Source organism: Spirochaetota bacterium (genome assembly GCA_026414805.1).
Classification (GTDB): Bacteria; Spirochaetota; UBA4802; order UBA4802; family UB4802; genus UBA4802.
The window spans coordinates 14764-36737 of record JAOAIH010000011.1 but is presented as its reverse complement, the minus strand read 5'-3'; the positions used below and the strand labels follow the sequence as shown (position 1 = coordinate 36737).

Genomic DNA, 21974 nt, shown 5'->3' with positions numbered 1-21974 from the left:
GGGTTAAACCCCCCTGCTTTTTTATTCATGATATACTGGCTTTCCTAATTCTTTGAACGAAAACATTTTAAATGCTCTTGAACCATCGTAGTCAAGTATACGCAAATCATCAGTTTCATGTAAATCTCTAATTACAATATCAAAATGTCCACCATATCTTTTTTTAGCTTCTTCTACAGGTATTTCATACGCAATGAATTTTGTAATTCCCTTAGATGCTAATTTTTCTTTAAGTTTTTCATTCATAAAGCTATCGTACGAGGTTAAATAGATTAAGGCACCATTACCGGTGATTAATAAACCTGCTTTCATGGCACACCTCCCTAAATGATATATATTTCTACAATAATATACTAATTTAGAAAAATAAAATCAATCTATAGAACGAAAATAAAATAATATATTTTTTTGATAATCATACTAGTTTTGATATAATTATTACATGCAACAGTTTGTTTTCGTATCTTTAGCACTGAACAAAACTGATACATACCGAGCAGCTAAAGATAGAATCTTAATAAAAAGCGCACCATTTTGGTGTGCTTTTAATTTTATGGCTTGATTTTTATTATAGAAATTTTTCTCATTCACAAAGACAATCAAGGGGTTTAATAATAATGGAATTGGCTCATTATCGCATTGAAATATATTATACTATCCCTGATTCAAGGGGTATTGTTCTAAAAAAGAAATTATCCCATTTAGGGTTTCATGTTGAACAATGTGTTCGTACCGATAACTATCTCATTAACATACCTCTTACCGTAACTCAAATTGAAAATGTTGCAAAAGCCCTTATACAGCCTGTAACACAAAATTACTGTATAAATCAACCATATATACCCAATCATTTTACGTATGCCATAGAGATTGGCTATCTTCCGGGAGTAACAGATAACGTAGCCCACACAACCCGAGAAATGATACAGGACATTTTTAAAACCGAATGTGATCCTGAAAAATCTGTTTTCACTACTTCAACTTATTTTCTATGGGGTGATATAAGCTATAATGATATACACGAGATTTCGTTGGAATTGTATAATCCATTGATACAAAGAGCAAATATTTTAACATATGATGATTATATTTCAAATAACGGGTTTGGAAATGCTATCCCTGTTGTAACCCTACATGAGGATCCAAAAGCCGAAATAGTGTCATTAAACGTATCTCAAGAAGAGCTTTTAGCATTGGGGAAAGAAGGCATAAAAAATCCTGATGGGACACGGCGAGGACCATTAGCTCTTGATATGCTTTCTTTAGAAGCAATAAAAAAATATTATCAAGAGATAGAGAAGCGAAATCCTACTGATGTAGAGCTTGAGTCCATAGCTCAAACATGGAGCGAGCACTGCAAACACACTATATTTGCAGCTCAACTGGATGATATCAATGACGGTATATTCAAGCATTATATTAAGGAAGCAACGTTACGAATAAGGCGAGAGAAGGGAAAAAACGACATCTGTGTTTCTGTATTTAGTGATAATGCAGGAGGGATAGAGTTTGATGATGAGTATGTTATTGCTGATAAGGTTGAAACTCACAACAGTCCAAGTGCACTGGACCCATTTGGTGGTGCTATCACCGGGATTGTAGGTGTAAACAGGGATGCTATTGGGTTTGGATTGGGCGCAAAACCTGTTGCCAATCGCTATGGTTTCTGCTTTGCTAATCCTTTTGACACAAAGCCATTATACAAATCAAAAGATAAAAATTCCAAAATGCTTTCACCCAGAAGAATCATGGAAGGGGTAATCCATGGCGTCAATGTTGGTGGCAATTGTTCTGGTATTCCAACACCCCAGGGATTTGTATATTTTGATGATCGTTATAAAGGGAAACCTCTTGTATTTGTGGGCACAGTTGGTCTTATACCAAAAAAAATAAAAGGCAAATCATCAGTCCAGAAAAAGGCCATGCCTGGCGACAATATTGTAATGGTTGGCGGCAGAGTGGGACGCGATGGAATTCATGGCGCAACATTTTCTTCCGAAGCTTTGACATCAGGGAGTCCAGCCACTGCAGTTCAAATAGGCGATCCTATTACTCAGAAAAAGTTATCTGATGCCATTGTAAAGGAAGCCCGCGATAAAGGGCTATATCATTCAATAACCGATAACGGTGCAGGTGGTCTTTCATGCTCAGTTTCTGAAATGGCACGTGAAGCTGGTGGCTTTATTGTGTATCTTGACAAAGTGCCATTAAAGTATCCTGGCCTTGCTCCCTGGCAGATATGGGTTTCAGAATCTCAAGAACGCATGACGCTTGCAGTACCGGATGAAACGCTGCAGGAATTTTTAAACTTAATGAAACGAAGGGGAGTGGATGCATGGGTTATAGGTAAGTTTACTGATTCAGGCAGAGGCATAGTATACTATAACAATGAGATAGTCTTTAATATTGATCTTCACTTTTTACATGAAGGTCTTCCTCAGAAAAAGCTTACAAGTACCTATGCACCACAATCACATCCATATCCAGCATTTGATGATCCACTGAATGCAACTAATGATTTTATAGCGATGGTTCAACGTCTCAATACAGCTAGTTTTGAATTTATATCAACACAATATGATCACGAAGTACAGGGAAACAGTGTGATCAAGCCATTGCAGGGGAAAGGAAAAGTTAATGGCAATGCTACAGTTATTCGTCCAGTGCTCACATCAAAGCGCGGAGTAGTGCTATCCCACGGATTATATCCTTCATACAGTGATATTGATACATATTGGATGGCAGCATGTTCAATTGATACGGCAGTTCGCAATGCTGTTGCTGCTGGTTGTGATTTTGATAGATTAGCATTGCTCGACAACTTCTGCTGGTGTGATTCTACTAATCCATACAGATTAGGTCAGTTAAAAGAAGCAGCACGCGCATGCTATGACTTTGCTGTAGCGTATAAAACACCATTCATTAGCGGAAAAGATAGCATGTTTAATGATTTCAAAGGATACGATGAAAATTTCAATGAAGTATTTATTTCTGTTCCTCCTACACTGTTGATTTCTTCAATTGGAGTTGTCTCCGATATTTCATATTGCCAAACATTAGATTTTAAAAAGCCCGGCGACTTAATTTATATACTTGGTATTACTAACGATGAACTAGGTGGAAGTGAATATCTTGCTTATATGGGGGAAAAATTATCAGGGAAAAAATATATCGGTAGTACTGTGCCTAAAGTTGATCCGCAGCGCAATAGTGCAATTTACATAACTGTTGAAAAAGCATTACGTAATGGACTTATTGCATCAAGTGCCAGCGTTGAACGAGGTGGTATAGCGATAGCTTTGGCAAAATCGTCAATGGGTGGTTTATTGGGTGCTCATATCGATTTAAGTAAAATACCTCACCACAATATTGATCGAAATGATACATTGCTGTATTCAGAATCACAGGGGCGTATTTTAGTTTCGATAGCTCCTGAGAATAAACAAGAATTTGAAGCACTTTGCAAAGACATACCCTTTGCACACATTGGATATGTTGAAAATGAGCCATATATTAATGTAATTGGTCTGAACAACAAAACTATAATTTCAATTTCGGTTAACGAACTTCACACAGCATATAAATCGACATTCAGTGAATTTTAGAGGTATAAATGGCTACACCACGTGCACTCATACTGACAGGATATGGAATTAATTGTGATGAAGAAACCCGTTTTGCATTTGCATTAGCAGGTGCTGAAGCAACTATTGTACACATAAATGATATCATTGAAAATACATCTATCCTCAACAACTATCAGATTTTTGCATTCCCTGGAGGATTTTCTTATGGGGATGATACCGGTAGCGGGAAAGCTCTTGCTAATAAAATAAAAAATAATTTATCCGATGAGATGTATGCTTTTTTACAGCGTGATACTTTGATGATTGGTATATGTAATGGATTTCAGGTTATGGTTAACCTTGGGATAGTTCCGGGTTTAACTTTGCCATTTGGTAAGGTAGAGGTTTCTCTTGAGCACAACGCAACATTCAGATTTCAATGCCGATGGATTGATTTAAAAATTAATCCCAATTCCAACTGTGTCTTTACAAAGGGAATTGATATGTTGCATATTCCAGTTGCACATGGTGAAGGTAATTTTGTTGCACCACAAAATATTATAGATGCATTAACTAAAAACAATCAAATAATAATGCAGTATAGTAAACCAGATGGCACTTTAGCACACGGACAATTCCCATATAACCCAAATGGCTCTATGTTAGATATCGCTGCCATCTGCGATACTACTGGAAGGATAATGGGAATGATGCCACATCCTGAGCGTCATATCTATTTTATGCAACGAGATGACTGGACATATCTACGTGAAGAATATAAAAGAAATAAAACGGATATGCCAGTATACGGTGAAGGTTTAAAAATTTTTAAAAATGCGGTAGAATATTTTTTATAGAATATTCAATCCCTATGTATGGTTGTAAAAAAGCAACTATACGCATTTAGTCTTCAATCAATTACATATTTCCATACTTATATTTTTTTCATGTTAACTAATACAATTTAGTCTAAATGAAATTTAAATTTCATAATAACACTACAATAAATTTGTTTGACTTTGGCAAAATATTTTTATAAAATAAATGGGTAGTTTTTGCTGATATCGTTTTTTTACTCTATATATAATTTCATAAATTTTATGTGAGCTATCCATGTATTGAGTTTATTACATGATAGAATCTAAATTACAACAGTTATCTCGCTTATTCAATATATCAATAATACCCCGAAAAATCATAATAATTCTTGGTATTATTTTGTTTTGTATTTTAGCATTCAGCATAGCTTTGCTGTATATACAGTTTGAAACAGTACGGACACATTCTGTATATAGGTTATCAAGTAATGCAAAAATAAAAAAGGACGGTATACAAAATTGGATTAAAGACCAGATTGATGACATTACTCTTCTTATTAATTCAAATATGTTTACTGTTCTTTCAAAAAACTATCTTTCCAATCCTGATAAAGAAAAATATGGACAGCTTTGGCAGTTATTAAATTTCTATGCTAAAAATAATGACATATATGATATTTTAATAGTAAGTGCCAATCATTCTATCATTTTTACATTACATCACACTGTAGAAAAACTCAGCGCTGAAAGTATATTGTTTTTAAACACTTGTAAAACACAAAAAAAAATTACGGTTACAGACCTCCATTATGACTACCCTGAATCCAATTTACATATAAGCCTTATTGCGCCATTATTTGTAAATGAAAATGTATTGCCTTCTTATTTTCTTATTTGTATTTCAAGGGCACAAGATTATCTTTTGCCACTATTATCTCAGTGGGCAGCAGGAGTAACCCAATCAGCTGAAACTGTTTTAATTCAAAAACGGACACGACAAGTTTATTCTTTTAACATAAAGAATCATAATCCACAGTTTATAATATTCAAGATTGATTCATTAAAGAAAGATAACGTCATTTATCAATCTTTTAATGGGAAATGTGGTTTGCTTTTTGGATATGATAATGATTCCAATAAAGTTTTAGCTTATTCATTATTTATTCCGGATATTGAATGGGTGGTTATAACTAAACAAAACTACTCAGTTATATTGAGCCAATGGTTCAATGTATTTTTCTTAACTTTAATTGTTGCTGTGTTATCCATTGGATTAGTTATTGCATATATTATTATATATACAAAAAATAATGAAAAACTTTATTTCCAAAAACTTTCCGATGCTAAAAGTGAACAACTAAGACAATTTTTGCAATACAAACTAATTCTGGAATCAATAGGGGATGCAATTGTTGTCACCGACAGCAATGGAAACATTGAGATATTCAACTATATTGCTGAATTATTGACTGGCTGGCAGTACGAAGATGTTAAAGGAAAATACGTTGGTGATGTTCTTAATATTATTAATAAAAATTTATTAATATCTAATGATGATATCTATCAATCTATACTCAAAGGTTCATTTCAAGGAGATTACTATACAACTGTTCTTCTTTCACGAAATAATACAGTGATTCCTATAGATTTTAAAGGTACAATAATAAAAAATAATGAAGGAAATATTCTGGGTACAGTCATTATTATTCAGGATAGAACAAAAGAAAGTTTTTTTCAGCTATTATCCGAAATCAGAATACGATTCATCAACTACTCAATGCAGCATTCTAAAGAGGAATTTATCCAATATGCGTTAAAATTGATTGCAGATATTACTGATAGCCAGGTAAGTTGTTTTGTTTGTTATAAATACTATTATAATAAAACCGGTGAATTAACAAATATTGTATCACCAGATTCATTCCACTCATTTTGCATTGATAATACCATTGATTGCAGTATAGATTATGAAAAATTGTGGAATGAATGTAAGGAAACTAAAAAACCGGTTATAAATAATAAAGAATCACAATACTTTAGCTGTAAAGTTACAAATATTTCAAAACCATTAAGTGAACTTTTTATCCCTGTCTTCATTAATAATTCATTAGTTGCAATTTTAGGAGTTGGCACTATCAGTAAGGAATATTCTCCGATAGACATTAGCAGGGTAACCATATTATCCCAGATAGTATACGAAATTCAACTCCATAAAGAAAAGGAGGAGTCTTATAAAAATCTATTTCTTTTAACTAAGGATTTAGCATGCATTACAGATTTACACACGGCAACATTTTTAATGGTTAATCCCGCATTTGAAAAAACACTGGGATATACACAGGAAGAGCTACTGTCAAGGCCATTCTTAGAATTTATACACCCTGATGATATTGAAAAAACATTGCATGTAATTCAAAATGATTTACTCAAAGGAAATGATCTAATAACATTTGAAAACAGGTATCGTTGCAAAGATGGAACATATCGATGGTTAGAGTGGAATTCACATCCTGTTACATCACTTGGAATAGCTTATGCCATAGCCCATGATATAACTGAACGCAGAAAAATAGAAGAAATACTGCGAATAAGCGAAGAAAAATTCAAAAATATATTTATTCATTCCAATGATGGAATTTGCCTGCATGAGCTTGTGTATGAAAACAATAATCCCGTAAATTATAGAATTATAGATGTCAACCCGCAATATGAACAAATTCTATCATTAAAAAAGGAAGATGTGTTGTATAAATTAGCAACAGAAGTATATAACACAGAAAAACCACCTTTTTTTGAAATATACAAAGAAGTAGCTTTAACTGGTAAATCAACTGTTTTTGAAACATATTATGAGCCAATGAATAAATATTTTATTATCTCAGTGTTTTCACCACAAAAGGGACAGTTTGCAACTGTTTTTAAAGATATTTCTGATATTAAGATAGCTGCAAAAAAGATAGAAGAATCAGAAGAAAAATTTTCATTGTTTATGAAAAATCTCCCACTTGTTGTTGTCATACGCGATTTGCAGGGAAGATATATTTATTTAAATGATGAGTGGGAAAGGGTTATGGAATTAAAAAAAGAAGATTGGCTTGGCAAAACTCCCTACGATGTTTTTCCTAAAGAGGATGCTGAAAAACTGCTTAGGGGAGATAGAGAGGCTATTAAAGAAGGAAAAGTTGAACCAGTTGAAGTTGCTCTACATCATAAATCAGGCATTAAGTGGTGGATGGCCAATAGGTTTGTATTATATGATAGTGACAAGAACCCAGCATATATTGCTACCTTATATATTGACATAACCGAAAGGAAAAAAGCTGAAGAAGAAAGAGATAGATTAAAAGAACAGCTCATACAGGCTCAAAAACTTGAATCAATTGGCAGGTTGGCAGGGGGTGTTGCTCATGATTACAACAACATGCTTGAAGTAATAATGGGAAATGCACAGTTAGCATTAATGCAAATAGATAATAAAAAGGATCTGGAAATATATTTAAATGAAATTATAAGCGCAGCAAAGCGTTCAGCTGATGTCACCCGACAACTTTTAACTTTTGCACGAAAGCAAATCACTGAGCCCCATGTGATAAATATCAACGACGTTGTAGGAAATATGTTGAAGATGTTACAACGATTAATTGGCGAGAATATTGAATTACGATTTAATCCACATCCTCAACTTTGGAATGTACTCATTGACCCAACTCAGGTTAACCAGATAGTAGCAAATTTATGTATAAATGCTCGTGATGCGATTAGTGATAATGGCATTATTACTATACATACACAGAACATGCTTCTTGATGAAGACTACTGCAGGGATATTACAGATTGCCTGCCTGGTGAATATGTGGTACTTTCGGTAAGTGACAATGGGTGCGGTATTGATAAAGAGATTATTAATAAAATCTTTGACCCATTTTTTACAACTAAAGAAATTGGTAAAGGTACTGGATTAGGATTGTCAACGGTGTATGGTATAGTCAAACAAAATAATGGATTTATTACCGTATACAGCGAAAAAGGAATTGGAAGCACTTTTAAGATTTATTTACCGCGATACGTAACTCCAGATACTATTAAGGATGAAATCAAAATTGATGAAAAACCTCTTGGTAATGGAGAAACATTGCTGGTTGTAGAGGATGAACAATCACTGTTGAAAATGATTCAGATAATGCTGGAGAGGCTACAGTATAAAGTAATTATAACCAGTTCACCTTCTGAGGCTATTGATATAATGAAAACAAAAAGCAATGAAATTGACATGCTACTTACTGATTTGGTAATGCCACAGATGAATGGTGTTGAACTTTATGAAAAAATTAAACAAATCAAGCCTGATATACAGTGCTTGTTTATGTCAGGTTATACAGATATAATGCTTTATGAGCATATAATAAACAAAGAAACAAATTTTTTACAAAAGCCTTTTTCAATGTTAGATTTAGCTAAGAAATTACGAAATATATTGGATAAAAAGTAATAGGGGCTGTCACAAAATAAGACAACCCCATGTACAACAAAAATGCACTTATTCAAATAAGTGAAAACATATTATAAATCACAGTACAATGATAGTCAACTTTTTATATATTTGCTGAACATATTAAAAACTCATTTTTTTACCAAGCATGTACTTGCCCGACTGTGCATCATCCAGTGATCCATCTGGTTTATATACTTTCCATTCACCATTCATCTTGTCATTTAAATATTCACCTTCGGATTTTATTTTACCATTTGGATAAAATTCTTTATACGAACCATTTAATTTATCCATTAAATATGTTGCTTCCAATTTTATATTCTTTGTGCCAGGATAATATTCAGTCCACTTACCGTTTTTCTTTGGAGTTTCCCATTTTCCTGTCCAAATATATGTAACTTTTTCTTTAACATCATCAGCTGGTACAGATGATGATGACATTTCACCAGCTGGTTTTCCATCTTTCATTATTGTATATATGCCTTTTGGAATTCCAGTTAACTGGCCAAAACCAATAAGTTGACCTTTCTCATTATATAATTTTGCACTTTCATTGGTATTATCTATCATCCCACCCTGTAGAGGCAATTCCATTATTTTTATTCTTTGTACTTTGGTTGGATACATGTAGAAATTCCATAAACCAATTTCTTTGCCATCCTTATATTTGCCTTCTTTTTGCAATAGACCTTCTTTTGAATAGAATTTCCAGTCACCTTCAGGTTTATCCATTATAAAACTTCCAGTAGCAGAAACCTGTCCATTATCAAAATAAAATTTAAAATTACCGTTTTTCTTGTTTTCCTTATATGTGCCTTCTTCTAATTTTTTGCCATTTTCATACCATTTATTACATTGTCCATCAAGCTGTCCTGCCTTATACCATGCAATAATTTTTGGATTGCCGTTTTCATAGTATTCCTGGCTTCTTCCTGTCTGTTCACCATTAGTAAACTGCTCTTCCTTCCAGATTCTTCCTGACTGATAAAACCATGTCTTTGTACCTTCAATGCTACCAACTCTCATGGTAAAGCCACTTTCAGTTTTTTGCTTTATAACAAAGGTAGCTTTCCACATGATAGGGCCTTCAGGATAATATGCTATCCATTCTCCTGTTTTTTGATCTTGGTCAAAATTACCCTCAAGGCTTTTTGCTCCATTCTTATGATAATATGTCCAGAATCCTTGCTGTTTGTCGTCTACATATTCCCCTTCAGCTAATTTTTCGCCAGTACCCTTATGGTACAAAATCCATTTGCCAGTTTTTGCTCCATTAGTAAAATTTCCTTCACCTTTTAAAGATTTGTCGTCCCAGTAGATTTTTCCTGGACCATTTTTAGGTGATGAAGTTGATGTGTTGGAGGAATTACTTTTCTTATCCACACTTGAACAAGCAGCAAATAGCAGTCCAATAACAAATAAAACTATCACTTTTTTTAATTTCATAAGTGTCTCCTTTATTTTTATACTGTGTGTTGAATATAGTATTAAAGTTACAAATAATTGTTTATATCTTCTACGCTGTTACCCTTTTATAGCTCATTTGTCAATCATTTCTATAAAGCAATAAAATAAATATGCCGAAAAGTACATAAAAGTACACTATTTTATTGTAACGAGGTGTTTATATGATGCGTTCATTATGGACTGCTGCATCAGGGATGATAGGACAGCAATTTAATATAGATACGATATCCAATAATTTGTCCAATGTTAACACAACAGGTTTCAAAAAGATCAGAGCTGAATTTGAAGATTTAATATACCAAACCGTCCTAATGGCTGGCACACCAGCAACTGAAATAAGTGAAGTGCCAACAGGCATTCAAGTGGGTCATGGTGTAAAGGTTGCAGCAACCCAGAAGCTGTTTGATCAGGGAAGTTTGCAGGCAACTGGTAATAAGCTTGATATTGCGCTTGAAGGTGAGGGATTTTTTAAAGTGCAACTCTATGATGGAACAATAGCGTATACTCGTGATGGTTCTTTCAAAATAGATTCAAACAGACAGATTGTTACTTCCAACGGTTATTTACTTGAACCACCAATTGTGTTGCCAGAAAATTTTATTATGGAAACATTATCCATAAGTCAGGATGGGAGGATTACTGTAAAAATAGTTGGTGATGATGATCCCATTGAAGTTGGCCAGCTTGAGATAGCGCGATTTGTTAACCCTGCAGGGTTGCAGAACATTGGTGGCAATTTATATAAAACAACACCTGCATCGGGGGAAGAAATAGCTGGCCCTCCGGGGATTGATGGAATGGCACGTACGCATCAAGGTTTTTTAGAAATGTCCAATGTAAAGGTAGTTGAAGAGATGGTTAATATGATTGTTGCTCAGCGTGCATATGAAATCAATTCAAAAGCCATTCAGACATCTGATAACATGTTAGGTACTGCAATTGGATTAAAGCGATAATGAATAGGATACTATTATTAACGCTCATTATATTTTTTGCACATTCGTTGTTGTATGCAGATGTAGTGGTGTATTTAAAATCAACTATTTTAGCTAAAGAAATAGTTACAGTTGATGATATTGCGATAGTAGATGGTGATGAAGCTGAAGCAGTAAAAAAAGTAAATATAACTAACGATGCACTCAAAGACGGATATATTACTCGAAATGAAGTGTATCAATCATTAAAAAATGTTGTAAGCGGTCTTGCTATTGTTAACGGAAGTGCAGTCAAGCTGGTAAAGCCTGAGGTTTTCTTGATACCCGATAGCTCTTCAAAGGAGCTATCGCCAATTTTAAATGAATTAATAGTAGCTAAAGGTGATGTGGTTACTGTCAGGCTAATTAAAAAATCAATAGTGATAGAAATGACAGGTAAAGCACTACAAAGTGGAAAAACCGGTGACGAAATAAAAATTTCATTATTTAATGGTAAAACTGTCATTGGTAAAATTGGTAATAATAGTATAGAGTGTTATCTATGAAAAAATATTTGTTGGCGATAGCTCTGGTGATTGTTCCATCTTTGTATGCTGATACAATCTGGAGAGACAAAAATATTTACACTGCACAGGATACCATAAAGGTAGGCGATATTTTTACAGTAGCAATAACAGATATTTCGCAAATGCGCTTTACGCTGACACTTGCTAATAACGATTCGTTTACGGTCACTTCAAGCCCGGATGGCAACATCACGCCATTTCTGCCACAGGTAAATGCAAATAAAAAAGCAACAAAGAATAACAGCACAAATCTACAGCATCGCGGTAATATTGCGCTGTATATTGCAGCAACAGTGCAGCAACGCCTTGACAATGGTAACTTCAGAATTGCAGGTACCAAAACGTTTTCATTTAGTGGTGTAACAACTGTTTTCAACGTTGCTGGCATCGTTAACCCTGCAGCTATAAAGGGTGGCACAATTAATTCAAGCGATATTGCAAATTTGGTTTTGCAGATACAGGGTATCAAAGAGGGTGTGCAGATAACTCGACCGCCATTGAAAGAAGGTGAAACAGCTTCATCAGCATTGACCGAGCAGGAAAAACAACAGATCATAATTCAATATCTTCAAAGAATTTTAGGTGAGTTAACACAGCAATGAAACACTTTTCATTAAAAATATGGTATGTGATAGTAGTTATTATATTTTGTGCAACATCTCTTGAAGCTGAAGTACCAGTAAAAATTAAAGATCTGGTAACAATTGATGGGCTGAAAGAAAATCAAGTATATGGGTATGGCCTTGTTATAGGATTGCAGGGTACAGGCGATAGTAAAGTTAAATTAACACAGAGCTCGCTTTCAAATGTATTAAAGAATCTTGGGCTTAATGATGAAAATATTAATTCAAAAAATATTGCTGCGGTACTTGTAACTGCAACCCTTCCACCGTATGTGCGAGTTGGTGATAGAATAGATGTAACTGTTTCTTCCATTGGTGATGCAAAATCACTTGAAAATGGTGTGCTATTACAATCAGCATTAAAGGGTGCTGATGATATTACTTATGTAGTGGCACAGGGTGTTGTTTCCATTGCCGGTGATAAGCGTAAAGGGGGAACAATAGGTAGGATAGTTTCTGGTGGTATTGTTGAAAAAGAAATCTTACCTGAGATTGTTAAAGATGGAAAAATACGATTTTCACTTTTAAATTTTGATTTTTCTGTTGCAAGGGAAATTAAAACTGCCATAGAAAAAAAATATCCAGATTCGCAACCACTTATTGATAAGGGTTTCATACAGTGTACTATTCCACAAAATGTTTCTGCTACCGATTTTATTGCTGAAGTTGAAAATATTGAAATTGTTCCTGTATATAGTGCGCGTGTTGTTATTAATGAACGCAATGGTACTATCGTTATGGGTGGTGATATTCGTGTTTCTCAGGCTGTAATAAGTAAGCAGGGCATAACAATTACAATAGAAGAAACACGTAAAAAGGGGAGCATGTATTTACTGAAAGATGCAGCAACAGTAAAAGACCTTGTTGATTCGTTAAATTATATTGGTATGAGCACTCAGGATATTATTGCTATTTTAAAGGCAATGAAGCAGGCAGGATGCCTTCATGCTGAGTTAATTGTGCAGTGAGGTTTGTATGGATACAACAATAAATAATATTATTGATAACCAAAAAACGGTTAATTCAATTAACAGACAAAAATATATAGAGCAAAAGCTACAAGGCAAATCTACAGAATTCAAATCAATGCTCAATGATGCAATTGCAAAACAAAGTGAAAAACCTGTTGATAAAAAGCTAATGGATGTATGTATTGAAATGGAGTCGTTATTTGTTTACCAGATGCTGAAAGAGATGCGGAAAACTCTCCACAAAGAGAACGATTTGCTCTATGGTGGAATGGCTCAGGAAATATTTGAGGATATGTTGTATAATGAATATGCCCTCCAGATGTCAAAAACTGCAAATTTTGGACTAGCAAAAACACTATATGAACAGTTAAGTAGTAAATAATAAACAAATAACTCGTAACTTTATCTATAACTAATTGACAAAATAAAATTAGCAAATACATTCGTAAAAACTTTTATCAAAAGGATTTACTATGCATTTGTTTGAGCTTTTTATTGGCTGGCGATATCTCAAAGCTAAAAAATCTCAGGGGTTTATTTCGTTCAATACATTTCTCTCCATATTCATTGTTGCCATTGGAGTGTTTGTGTTAATTGTAGTGATGTCTGTAATGACCGGCTTCCAAAGTCAAATACGCGATAAAATTCTTGATGTCGATGCACATGTCACAATAAGCCGTTACTATGCTGATACCGATAGTGAGGGAATACCAAATTACAATGAGCTATCGAACAAAATTAAAAATGTTGCACACATCAAAACCATATTGCCATTTGTCCAGGGGCAGGGGCTGGTGCGTGTTAAATCATATATTTTCCCGGTAGCCATCCGTGGATATGGCAAACCTGGTGAAGTTCCACAAGATGTAACAAAATTTATCACTGCAGGCGATAAAGAATTTAAAAGCACCAACGCAATTGCTATTGGTGAAGAGATGGCTTTCAATTATAATCTGAGGTTGGGAGATTACATTGAAATCATTGTCCCAAAGGGTAGGTTGACAGCACGTGAAGGAATAACGCCTGGAATTGGTAGATACAGAATTGCTGCTTTCTTTAAGACAGGGTATTATGATTTTGACACAAAACTTATTCTCATGACTCTTACACAGTCTCAAAATTTATTTGGTATTGGTAATATAATTAGCGGTCTTGGATTAAAACTTCATGATGTGTACGATATGGATAAAGTTTCGTCAATTATCCAGGGAATTATTGGGTATGACTATCAGGTAATAACTGCAGAACAGCAAAACCAGAATCTATTTTATGCATTGAAATTAGAAAAACTTATTATGACAATAATCCTTTTTTTAGTAATTATTTCGGCTTCATTCACTATTATGGGTACTTTGGTAATGGTGGTTATGGAAAAACGAAAAGCTATTGGCATTTTAAAAGCAATGGGAGCACAACCATACTCAATAATGATAATTTTTATTCTGGAAGGATTTTTTATTGGACTGATTGGTGCAATAATTGGGGTTATTACAGGACTGGTAACAGCAATAAATTTAGAGGCAATCATTCACTGGGTTGAAGGTGTTATTAATGGTTTAATGTCATGGATTTATATCACATTTGATCTTGGTATATTTTATCCTGTTTCTTTGATACCAAAAAATGTATATTATATAGATTCGCTCCCCACTCAGATTCAACCGGAATTTGTTATGCTTGTTGCTATACTTGCAATCTTTATTGCTACAGTTGCTGCTATATTGCCATCATGGCATGCATCACGATTGCATCCTGTTGAGTCAATTCGATATGAATAAACGTAATGGATAGTACAATGATTCAACAAACATATTCTGAAAATATAGTAATTAAAACTGATAATTTACTAAAACAGTATGGATATGGCAGCAGTTCGTTAACTGTCCTTAAAAATGTTAGTATAAGTATTAATAAAGGGGAGATAGTTTCTATCATGGGTCCATCGGGTGCAGGTAAATCAACACTGCTCCATATTATTGGTTGCCTTGATACATTTCAAGGAGGCAGTGTACAGATATTGCATCAGGATATTGCACCTTATTCATATGATGATCTATCTTCTTTCAGGAATGCTCATATTGGTTTTATTTTTCAAATGCATAATTTAATGCCTGAATTTACTGCCCTTGAAAATACTATGATGCCTCTTCTGATTATGCGCCAACCTACAAAAAAAGCAAAAAAGAAGGCATTAGAATTATTAGACCATTTTGGAATAGCCGATAGAGCTCATCACAAACCTGCTGAATTATCTGGTGGTGAATGTCAGCGTATTGCCGTAGCTCGTGCTCTCATTACACATCCTGACATTATACTAGCTGATGAACCAACAGGTAATTTAGATAGAAAAAACTCGGATTTATTAATTGATTTATTATTTAAAAGTTGTCATGAGACGGGTACTACAGTGGTTATTGTTACACACGATCAGTATATAGCATCAAAAACCCAGCGAGTAATTACACTTATCGATGGTATGATACAGAGTGATGTCAGAATATAATTTTAAGGAAAATAATATGAAAATTGAATTTGTTGGTGGTGCACGTACAGTTACGGGTTCATCATTTATTGTTAAAAGTAGCAATTTTACCGTTATGGTTGATTGCGGGATGTTTCAAGGTACAAGGGAACTACGTGAACGCAATTACTTAAACCTTATATATGCTCCACCACAGATAGATTGCTTACTTCTTACCCATGCACATATTGACCATAGTGGGCTTATTCCTAAACTTGTAAAAGAAGGATTCAGAAAACCAATCTATGCAACAAAAGCAACCTGTCAATTAGCCACAATAATGTTGCCAGATAGTGCCCGAATTCAAGAACAGGATGCAGAGATAATAAACAAAAAAAGAAAAAAACTTGGTCGTGAATTTATCCAACCCATATACACTTCAGAAGATGCAGAACAATGTTTACAATATTTCAATCCAGTTAACTATCATGATACAATATCCATTCACCCTCAAATTAAAGTACGATTTAACGATGCCGGACACATATTAGGCTCTTCGTTTATTGAAATGCATATACAAGATAATTCTAAAGAGAAAGTTATTGTTTTTTCCGGTGATATTGGGCAAAAAAATCAGGCCATAATTAAAGACCCTGAACTTCCAGAGTATGCTGATATTCTTCTTATTGAATCAACATATGGTGACAGATTGCATAAAAGTAAAGAAGATACCTATAATGAATTAAAACATGTTATACTTGATTCATATAATAAGAAAGGTAATATTATTATTCCAGCATTTGCTATAGAACGAACTCAAGAAATTTTGTATACAATAGCGCAACTTGTAAAAAAAGGGGAAATACCTCCAATACCGGTATATTTGGATTCACCACTTGCAACATCAGCTACTGAGATATTCATGAATAACCAGGATTGTTTTGATGATGAAATGAAATCACTTCTTAAATCAGGCGATAGCCCTCTTGATTTTCCTAATCTTCATTTTGTACAGACGGTGGAAGAATCTAAGTGGTTAAATACTAATGCAAAGGGTGCGATAATCATTGCAGCAAGCGGTATGTGCACTGCAGGAAGAATCAAACATCATCTTTTAAATAACCTGTACAAGCCCGAGTCTTCAGTTGTATTTGTTGGATATCAGGCCGAAGGCACATTGGGTCGTAGAATTATCGATGGTGCACAACTTGTAAAAATTTATGGCGAAAATGTAGCTGTACGAGCCAAAATATACACTATTGGCGGATTTTCAGCACATGCTGATAAAGAGGGCTTGCTAGAGTGGATGAGCCATATTAAAAACCCTGCTCTTAAGGTTTTTGTGATACATGGTGAAGAAAAAGCATCAACAGCTTTTGCAGATGAAGTCCGCAACAGATTTGGTTACACAGTGTATGTACCACATTGGGGAGAGATAATCGATTGTGACACGTTAAAATCTGAATATGCACAATACAGCCCTATAGAAAGAGCTGATAACATAGAATCTGAAATTGACATAATATCGCAGATGCTTGCAACATTAAAGATGCGGTATAAAAAAGCAAAAGAGGAGGGTAGGCGAATTAACTGGAATCAAGTAGAACATGATATAGAAGATGTACGTGAATTGATTAGTATGATAAACGATGAATTATAATATATGTGTAGCTATCACTGCGTTGAACAGAGATAGCTACACAATTTATATTATTTTTATTCGTATACTTTTTCCTCTATCTGATCAGCACCTGGTGCATCCTGTTCAACATCACGAATATTTTCTTTAGAAATTACTTTGAAATATTCTTTGTACCATTCATTTTGAATAATTAGATCCATTATTTCGTTAGTGCCAACCCATATCATTGAAAGGCGAATGTCACGCACAATCCTTTCAATAGGATAAACGTTTGTATAACCAATACCTCCCATAACCTGCATACAATTATTGGCAATAGTCCAGGCGGATTCAGTTACAAACTTCTTTGATTCTGATACCATTCTTCTGATTCTTCCGGGATGAACTTTACCCGAATCTATTGCCAAAGCGGTACTATATACCAATGACCGTGTTGCATCAAGAAGCATCACACTATCGGCTACTTTGAATCCAACAGCTTCAAAATTAGCAATAGGTTGACCAAATGCTTTTCGCATTGATGTATACCGTGTAGCTATTTCCACAGCTGGTCTAACACTGCCTATTGTCATTGCTGCTGTTCCTAATCGTTCAGGTATCATATTTTTTACAAACACATCAAAACCACCATTGATGCCATTTAATGCATATCGTTCTGGTACTCTTACCTCATTTAAAATTAATCTTCCAGCACCGCCACCGCGTACTCCCATCAACCCATAGATATACTTTGTTTCAACACCTCTTGTTCTGGGAACCATAAAACAGGTAAGGCGCTCATGTGGCTTTCCTTCTGGATTTGTTACGGCATATACCATAAACCAGTCAGCACCTTCTGCACCAACTATAAATCGCTTTTGGCCAGTAATTATCCAATCACTTCCATCTTTTTTGGCGATAGTTGTTGCACCAAAAAAATCTGACCCGCCTCGCGGTTCAGTCAAACACTCTGCTGCATATACATCACCCTTGAGAAGGGGAACAACAACTTCTTGTTTTAATTCCTCATTGCCAAATTCAACTATCGCCTCGCATACAATATCGGCACCTACACCCCACAAACATGCCAGAGAATAACTGGCAACACCTATTTCTTCTGCTACGATACAATCATCTACCCATTTGAGCCCTCTGCCACCATATTGTTTTGGCAAACGTATTCCTAAAAGATTCCTCCTCCCGGCTTCTTTTAAAAATTCTTTTGGAAAATGAATCTTTTCTGCATCCATATCCAGAATCATTTCACGTGGGACCCATTTTACAAAATCTCGTGCCTCATCTCGCAATTTTATTTGCTCATCTGTCATTATGAAATCAAACATATACGCCTCCAGAGATTATATTATTTTGTTTTGTAGCTTGTTTTTGTTTGCATAAGTTACTATCGCATCACAAAATAATTAAATTTATAGTAATTGTTTAAATCAAAATATAACATTTTGTTATATTTCTGTTATAATTGTTATATTTGTCAATGAATTTCTTGAATTTTTTAATAATTAAAAATATGCTTTACTGAATTTATGAATAATTTTTGGATATTTTAAAATGTTACATATCATCAAGTTGAATGCTCAATAGTAAATTATTATGGCATTTAAAGAAATAGGGAAAAAGATACAGTTAGCCCGTGAAGAAAAGGGTATTACACAGCTTGAACTTGCAAAAATGCTTGGCATTACCCAGGCAGCATTGTCTAATTATGAATTAGGTAAAAGAAGGGTATATTTTCATCAAATTGAAGAAATTGCCAATTATCTTGAAAAACCAGTTTCATATTTTCTTGATGAGGAATCGCTTTCAGAAAATAATTGTAATGAAATTTCTGATGAAAAAATATATTTGCTTATATATAAAATAAAACGTTTGAACAACGAAGAACTTTCACAATTAAACCAGTTTATCGATTTTCTTCTCTGGAGAAAGGACCATGAATAATGCATACTTGCCTGAAAATATTAATAAAGCTTTAAATAAATGTCTTGAATCTCTGCAATCACAAACCAAGCAAATACATAATTTATCTGATATTGATCGTGCACTGGCATATTATGCTATCTATCGTACTCATAAAATAAATCTGTTATTATTAAATAGCGAATACCAAGGCCTATCATCGTCTTTTACGCAGGCAGGCTACATTTTTGAAACGCTGGCATATGATTATTATCACACATTACCAACATTATTAACAACTATACATTGCTATGAACTGATTAAATCTTTTGCAGATAATAACAAAAAGAAATGGCTATTGAAGTTAGTAACTGATACCGAAAAACCATTAGCATTTTGCCTCACAGAAGAACAGGCTGGTTCTGATATTACTTCTATTCGCACAACTGCCGTTAAAAATGACAATTCAATTTTAATCAATGGTAAAAAAGTAATTGTTATCAACAGTGGAATTGCTGGATTTTATCTTATCATAGCTCAAGGTAGCAAAAAGGGCAGAGCAGGGTTGAATGCTTTTTTAATTCCAGCAAATTCTAAAGGCATAAAAGTTGAAAGAATGGATGTGTCAGCTTTTGTGAATAGTGTTATTGGTTCAATTACATTTGAGAATGTTTTAATTGATGCACAATATCAGATTGGTGATGAAGGCAGTGGTTATTTTTTGCTAACGGAAATGCTGGATAAAGGCAGGCCTTTAGTTGCAGCATGTTGTGTTGGTGGTGCTCAACGAGCGCTCGATATTATTATAAACCACGTGAAAAGCCGAAAACAATTTTCAAAAGCTTTATATGATTTTCAGGGTATCAATTTCCCGATAGCAGAATTTGAAACACGTCTCTATGCATCCCGTTTGCTATACAGAGATGCTTGTGAAAAAATAGACAATAATGAGCCATTTACAAAAGAAGCTTCAATGGCTAAATATTATGCAAGCAGATTGTTTGTTGATATCACTAATTTTGGAATGGATGCCTTAGGTTATAGGTCCGTTATTGACACAAGCGAAATTAAGCAATTAAATGATTTTGCAAAAACAATGATGTTCATTGATGGTACTGAGAATGTTCAGAAGATGATAATTGCTTCTTTAATCTGAATAAATTATGTTATCATATTTACCATATAAAAACAAATGTTTTTTTATATCATTCAGCCTGTTCTGAAATTCTTTTGTATTCTCGCTGTTGTTATATTTTTCATTCTGCATTGCAATATGTTTTTTAAAACTTATTGGTTGTATTCTTCTACCATATTTATACTTTGCATCTGTCTCTGGGATATTATAAATAAAAATAGGAATAACAGTATACTCATTATATATTTTTTCATTCTGTTTCTTCAATAGTAACCTAACAATTAAGCCTTCTCGTGTACTGCAATTGACACCACTTTTACTATCAATATGAGTTGATGATTGGTTAGCTATAAAGTTACCTAAACTATAAAATATAGTACATATACGTCCATCGCTTGTTTTAATCTGTTCTACAGGCTGTATTACATGTGGATGATGTCCAATAACACAATCTACACCAGCTTCACAATACATACGCAACATATTCATATCGCTTTTTGATGGTTGTGTACTGTACTCGCTTCCAATATGAGCAATCATCACAAGGAAATCGCATTTGTTTTTTATATCAGTAATATCACTGAGTACTTTTTTAGTATCATAAATATTATTGATGTATATGCTATTTTTATATTTATGCGATAGCTCATAGTTAAAGACCCCAGTATATGCAACAATTCCAACCTTCAATTCATCGCCAATAATTAGTCCATTTTGTTTTAAATTATCCTTTTTGCTTACACCGACATATTGTATCTTCTTTAATTCTAATATCTGTAGTGTGGCAATTAAACCCTCATAACCCTGATCTAATATATGATTGTTGGCTAAACTCACAATGTTAATATTAATATTTTTGAAAGCATCCAGTACTTGAGGTTGACAGTTAAATATAAATGCTTTACTTGTATACGGAGGTGCTACAGGAAATTCCATGTTTGCAACTACATGATTTGATGATTCAAACTCAGACTTTATATTTTCAAAGAGTATATCAAAACCATTGTTGTTTATTGATTTTTTTGTTTTTGGATCAACTATATTATTCCTTAAAGCAAAAGACTTCACAGGGCCATGCATAATGACATCGCCAATAAATGTAATAGTTATTGAATTATTTTGTGTTGAATTAATTATACTGCAATAACTTAAAATAAACGTTAATAGTATGATAAATTTAATATATATTTTGGTCATCATTAAAACTCAAAACCGTTTTTATTAATTTAATTTTTATAACTATAATACATATACAATATTGTTATTATTTTTGTCCATAAACATTTCATTTCTATAATATCATTGATAACAATAAAGACTTTTTACTTCCGATAAGATATATTATGTCACATTAAAAATATAATAATTAAAAACTATTTATAATTTAATACAAAAAAATATA

Annotated in this window: 17 protein-coding genes; 13 read left to right on the top strand and 4 right to left on the bottom strand. The window is 33.8% G+C overall.

Annotation, left to right across the window (positions count from 1 at the left end; translation table 11 throughout):
• Positions 1 to 21 precede the first annotated feature (21 nt).
• A complete protein-coding gene (locus N3F66_03900; GenBank protein MCX8123292.1) occupies positions 22 to 312 on the bottom strand; it encodes a hypothetical protein in 291 nt (96 codons plus the stop codon).
• 305 nt (positions 313 to 617) lie between these two features.
• On the opposite strand from N3F66_03900, the gene N3F66_03895 reads away from it, so the two are divergent.
• The 3 genes from N3F66_03895 (at position 618) to N3F66_03885 (ending at position 8873) form a co-directional block, all read left to right on the top strand.
• The gene (locus N3F66_03895) at positions 618 to 3605 is read left to right on the top strand and encodes an AIR synthase-related protein (protein ID MCX8123291.1); all 2988 of its coding nucleotides are present in this window, start codon (positions 618 to 620) and stop codon (positions 3603 to 3605) included.
• 8 nt (positions 3606 to 3613) lie between these two features.
• On the top strand, positions 3614 to 4423 hold the full coding sequence (gene purQ, locus N3F66_03890; GenBank protein MCX8123290.1) for a phosphoribosylformylglycinamidine synthase I: 810 nt from the start codon (positions 3614 to 3616) through the stop codon (positions 4421 to 4423).
• A gap of 274 nt (positions 4424 to 4697) precedes the next feature.
• A complete protein-coding gene (locus N3F66_03885; protein MCX8123289.1) occupies positions 4698 to 8873 on the top strand; it encodes a PAS domain S-box protein in 4176 nt (1391 codons plus the stop codon).
• 123 nt (positions 8874 to 8996) lie between these two features.
• Here the strand turns inward: N3F66_03885 and N3F66_03880 are convergent, their stop codons facing one another.
• Positions 8997 to 10322 (bottom strand): hypothetical protein, encoded by a 1326-nt coding sequence (locus N3F66_03880; GenBank protein ID MCX8123288.1) that lies wholly within the window; start codon positions 10320 to 10322, stop codon positions 8997 to 8999.
• A gap of 182 nt (positions 10323 to 10504) precedes the next feature.
• On the opposite strand from N3F66_03880, the gene flgG reads away from it, so the two are divergent.
• The 8 genes from flgG (at position 10505) to N3F66_03840 (ending at position 17559) form a co-directional block, all read left to right on the top strand.
• Positions 10505 to 11299 carry a flagellar basal-body rod protein FlgG gene (gene flgG, locus N3F66_03875; GenBank protein MCX8123287.1) on the top strand — a complete coding sequence of 265 codons (795 nt, stop codon included), beginning with the start codon at positions 10505 to 10507 and terminating at the stop codon, positions 11297 to 11299.
• Complete coding sequence (locus tag N3F66_03870) at positions 11299 to 11823, top strand: flagella basal body P-ring formation protein FlgA (protein MCX8123286.1); 525 nt, start codon at positions 11299 to 11301, stop codon at positions 11821 to 11823. The genes flgG and N3F66_03870 overlap by 1 nt, the downstream gene beginning before the upstream one ends.
• Positions 11820 to 12446 carry a flagellar basal body L-ring protein FlgH gene (locus N3F66_03865; GenBank protein MCX8123285.1) on the top strand — a complete coding sequence of 209 codons (627 nt, stop codon included), beginning with the start codon at positions 11820 to 11822 and terminating at the stop codon, positions 12444 to 12446. The genes N3F66_03870 and N3F66_03865 overlap by 4 nt, the downstream gene beginning before the upstream one ends.
• Entirely contained in the window at positions 12443 to 13435 is a 993-nt protein-coding gene (locus N3F66_03860) for a flagellar basal body P-ring protein FlgI (protein MCX8123284.1), read from the top strand. Before N3F66_03865 ends, N3F66_03860 begins: the two co-directional genes overlap by 4 nt.
• A 7-nt stretch (positions 13436 to 13442) precedes the next feature.
• Positions 13443 to 13820, top strand: a complete 378-nt coding sequence (locus tag N3F66_03855; protein MCX8123283.1) for a rod-binding protein — start codon at positions 13443 to 13445, stop codon at positions 13818 to 13820.
• 91 nt (positions 13821 to 13911) lie between these two features.
• Positions 13912 to 15216: an ABC transporter permease gene (locus N3F66_03850; protein ID MCX8123282.1), complete on the top strand. Its 1305-nt coding sequence runs from the start codon at positions 13912 to 13914 to the stop codon at positions 15214 to 15216.
• Between the two features lie 17 nt (positions 15217 to 15233).
• Positions 15234 to 15941: an ABC transporter ATP-binding protein gene (locus N3F66_03845; GenBank protein MCX8123281.1), complete on the top strand. Its 708-nt coding sequence runs from the start codon at positions 15234 to 15236 to the stop codon at positions 15939 to 15941.
• A 16-nt stretch (positions 15942 to 15957) separates the two neighbouring features.
• Positions 15958 to 17559: an MBL fold metallo-hydrolase gene (locus N3F66_03840; protein MCX8123280.1), complete on the top strand. Its 1602-nt coding sequence runs from the start codon at positions 15958 to 15960 to the stop codon at positions 17557 to 17559.
• Between the two features lie 56 nt (positions 17560 to 17615).
• Here N3F66_03840 and N3F66_03835 read toward each other — a convergent pair whose 3' ends face one another.
• Entirely contained in the window at positions 17616 to 18863 is a 1248-nt protein-coding gene (locus N3F66_03835; protein ID MCX8123279.1) for an acyl-CoA/acyl-ACP dehydrogenase, read from the bottom strand.
• Between the two features lie 268 nt (positions 18864 to 19131).
• Between N3F66_03835 and N3F66_03830 the strand changes: the two genes are divergently transcribed.
• Together N3F66_03830 and N3F66_03825 are read left to right on the top strand one after the other, a co-directional pair.
• Entirely contained in the window at positions 19132 to 19479 is a 348-nt protein-coding gene (locus tag N3F66_03830; GenBank protein MCX8123278.1) for a helix-turn-helix domain-containing protein, read from the top strand.
• Positions 19472 to 20593: an acyl-CoA dehydrogenase gene (locus N3F66_03825; protein MCX8123277.1), complete on the top strand. Its 1122-nt coding sequence runs from the start codon at positions 19472 to 19474 to the stop codon at positions 20591 to 20593. Before N3F66_03830 ends, N3F66_03825 begins: the two co-directional genes overlap by 8 nt.
• Here the strand turns inward: N3F66_03825 and N3F66_03820 are convergent.
• Positions 20585 to 21769, bottom strand: a complete 1185-nt coding sequence (locus N3F66_03820; GenBank protein ID MCX8123276.1) for a CapA family protein — start codon at positions 21767 to 21769, stop codon at positions 20585 to 20587. The two genes, N3F66_03825 and N3F66_03820, sit on opposite strands and share 9 nt — an antisense overlap.
• Positions 21770 to 21974 lie beyond the last annotated feature (205 nt).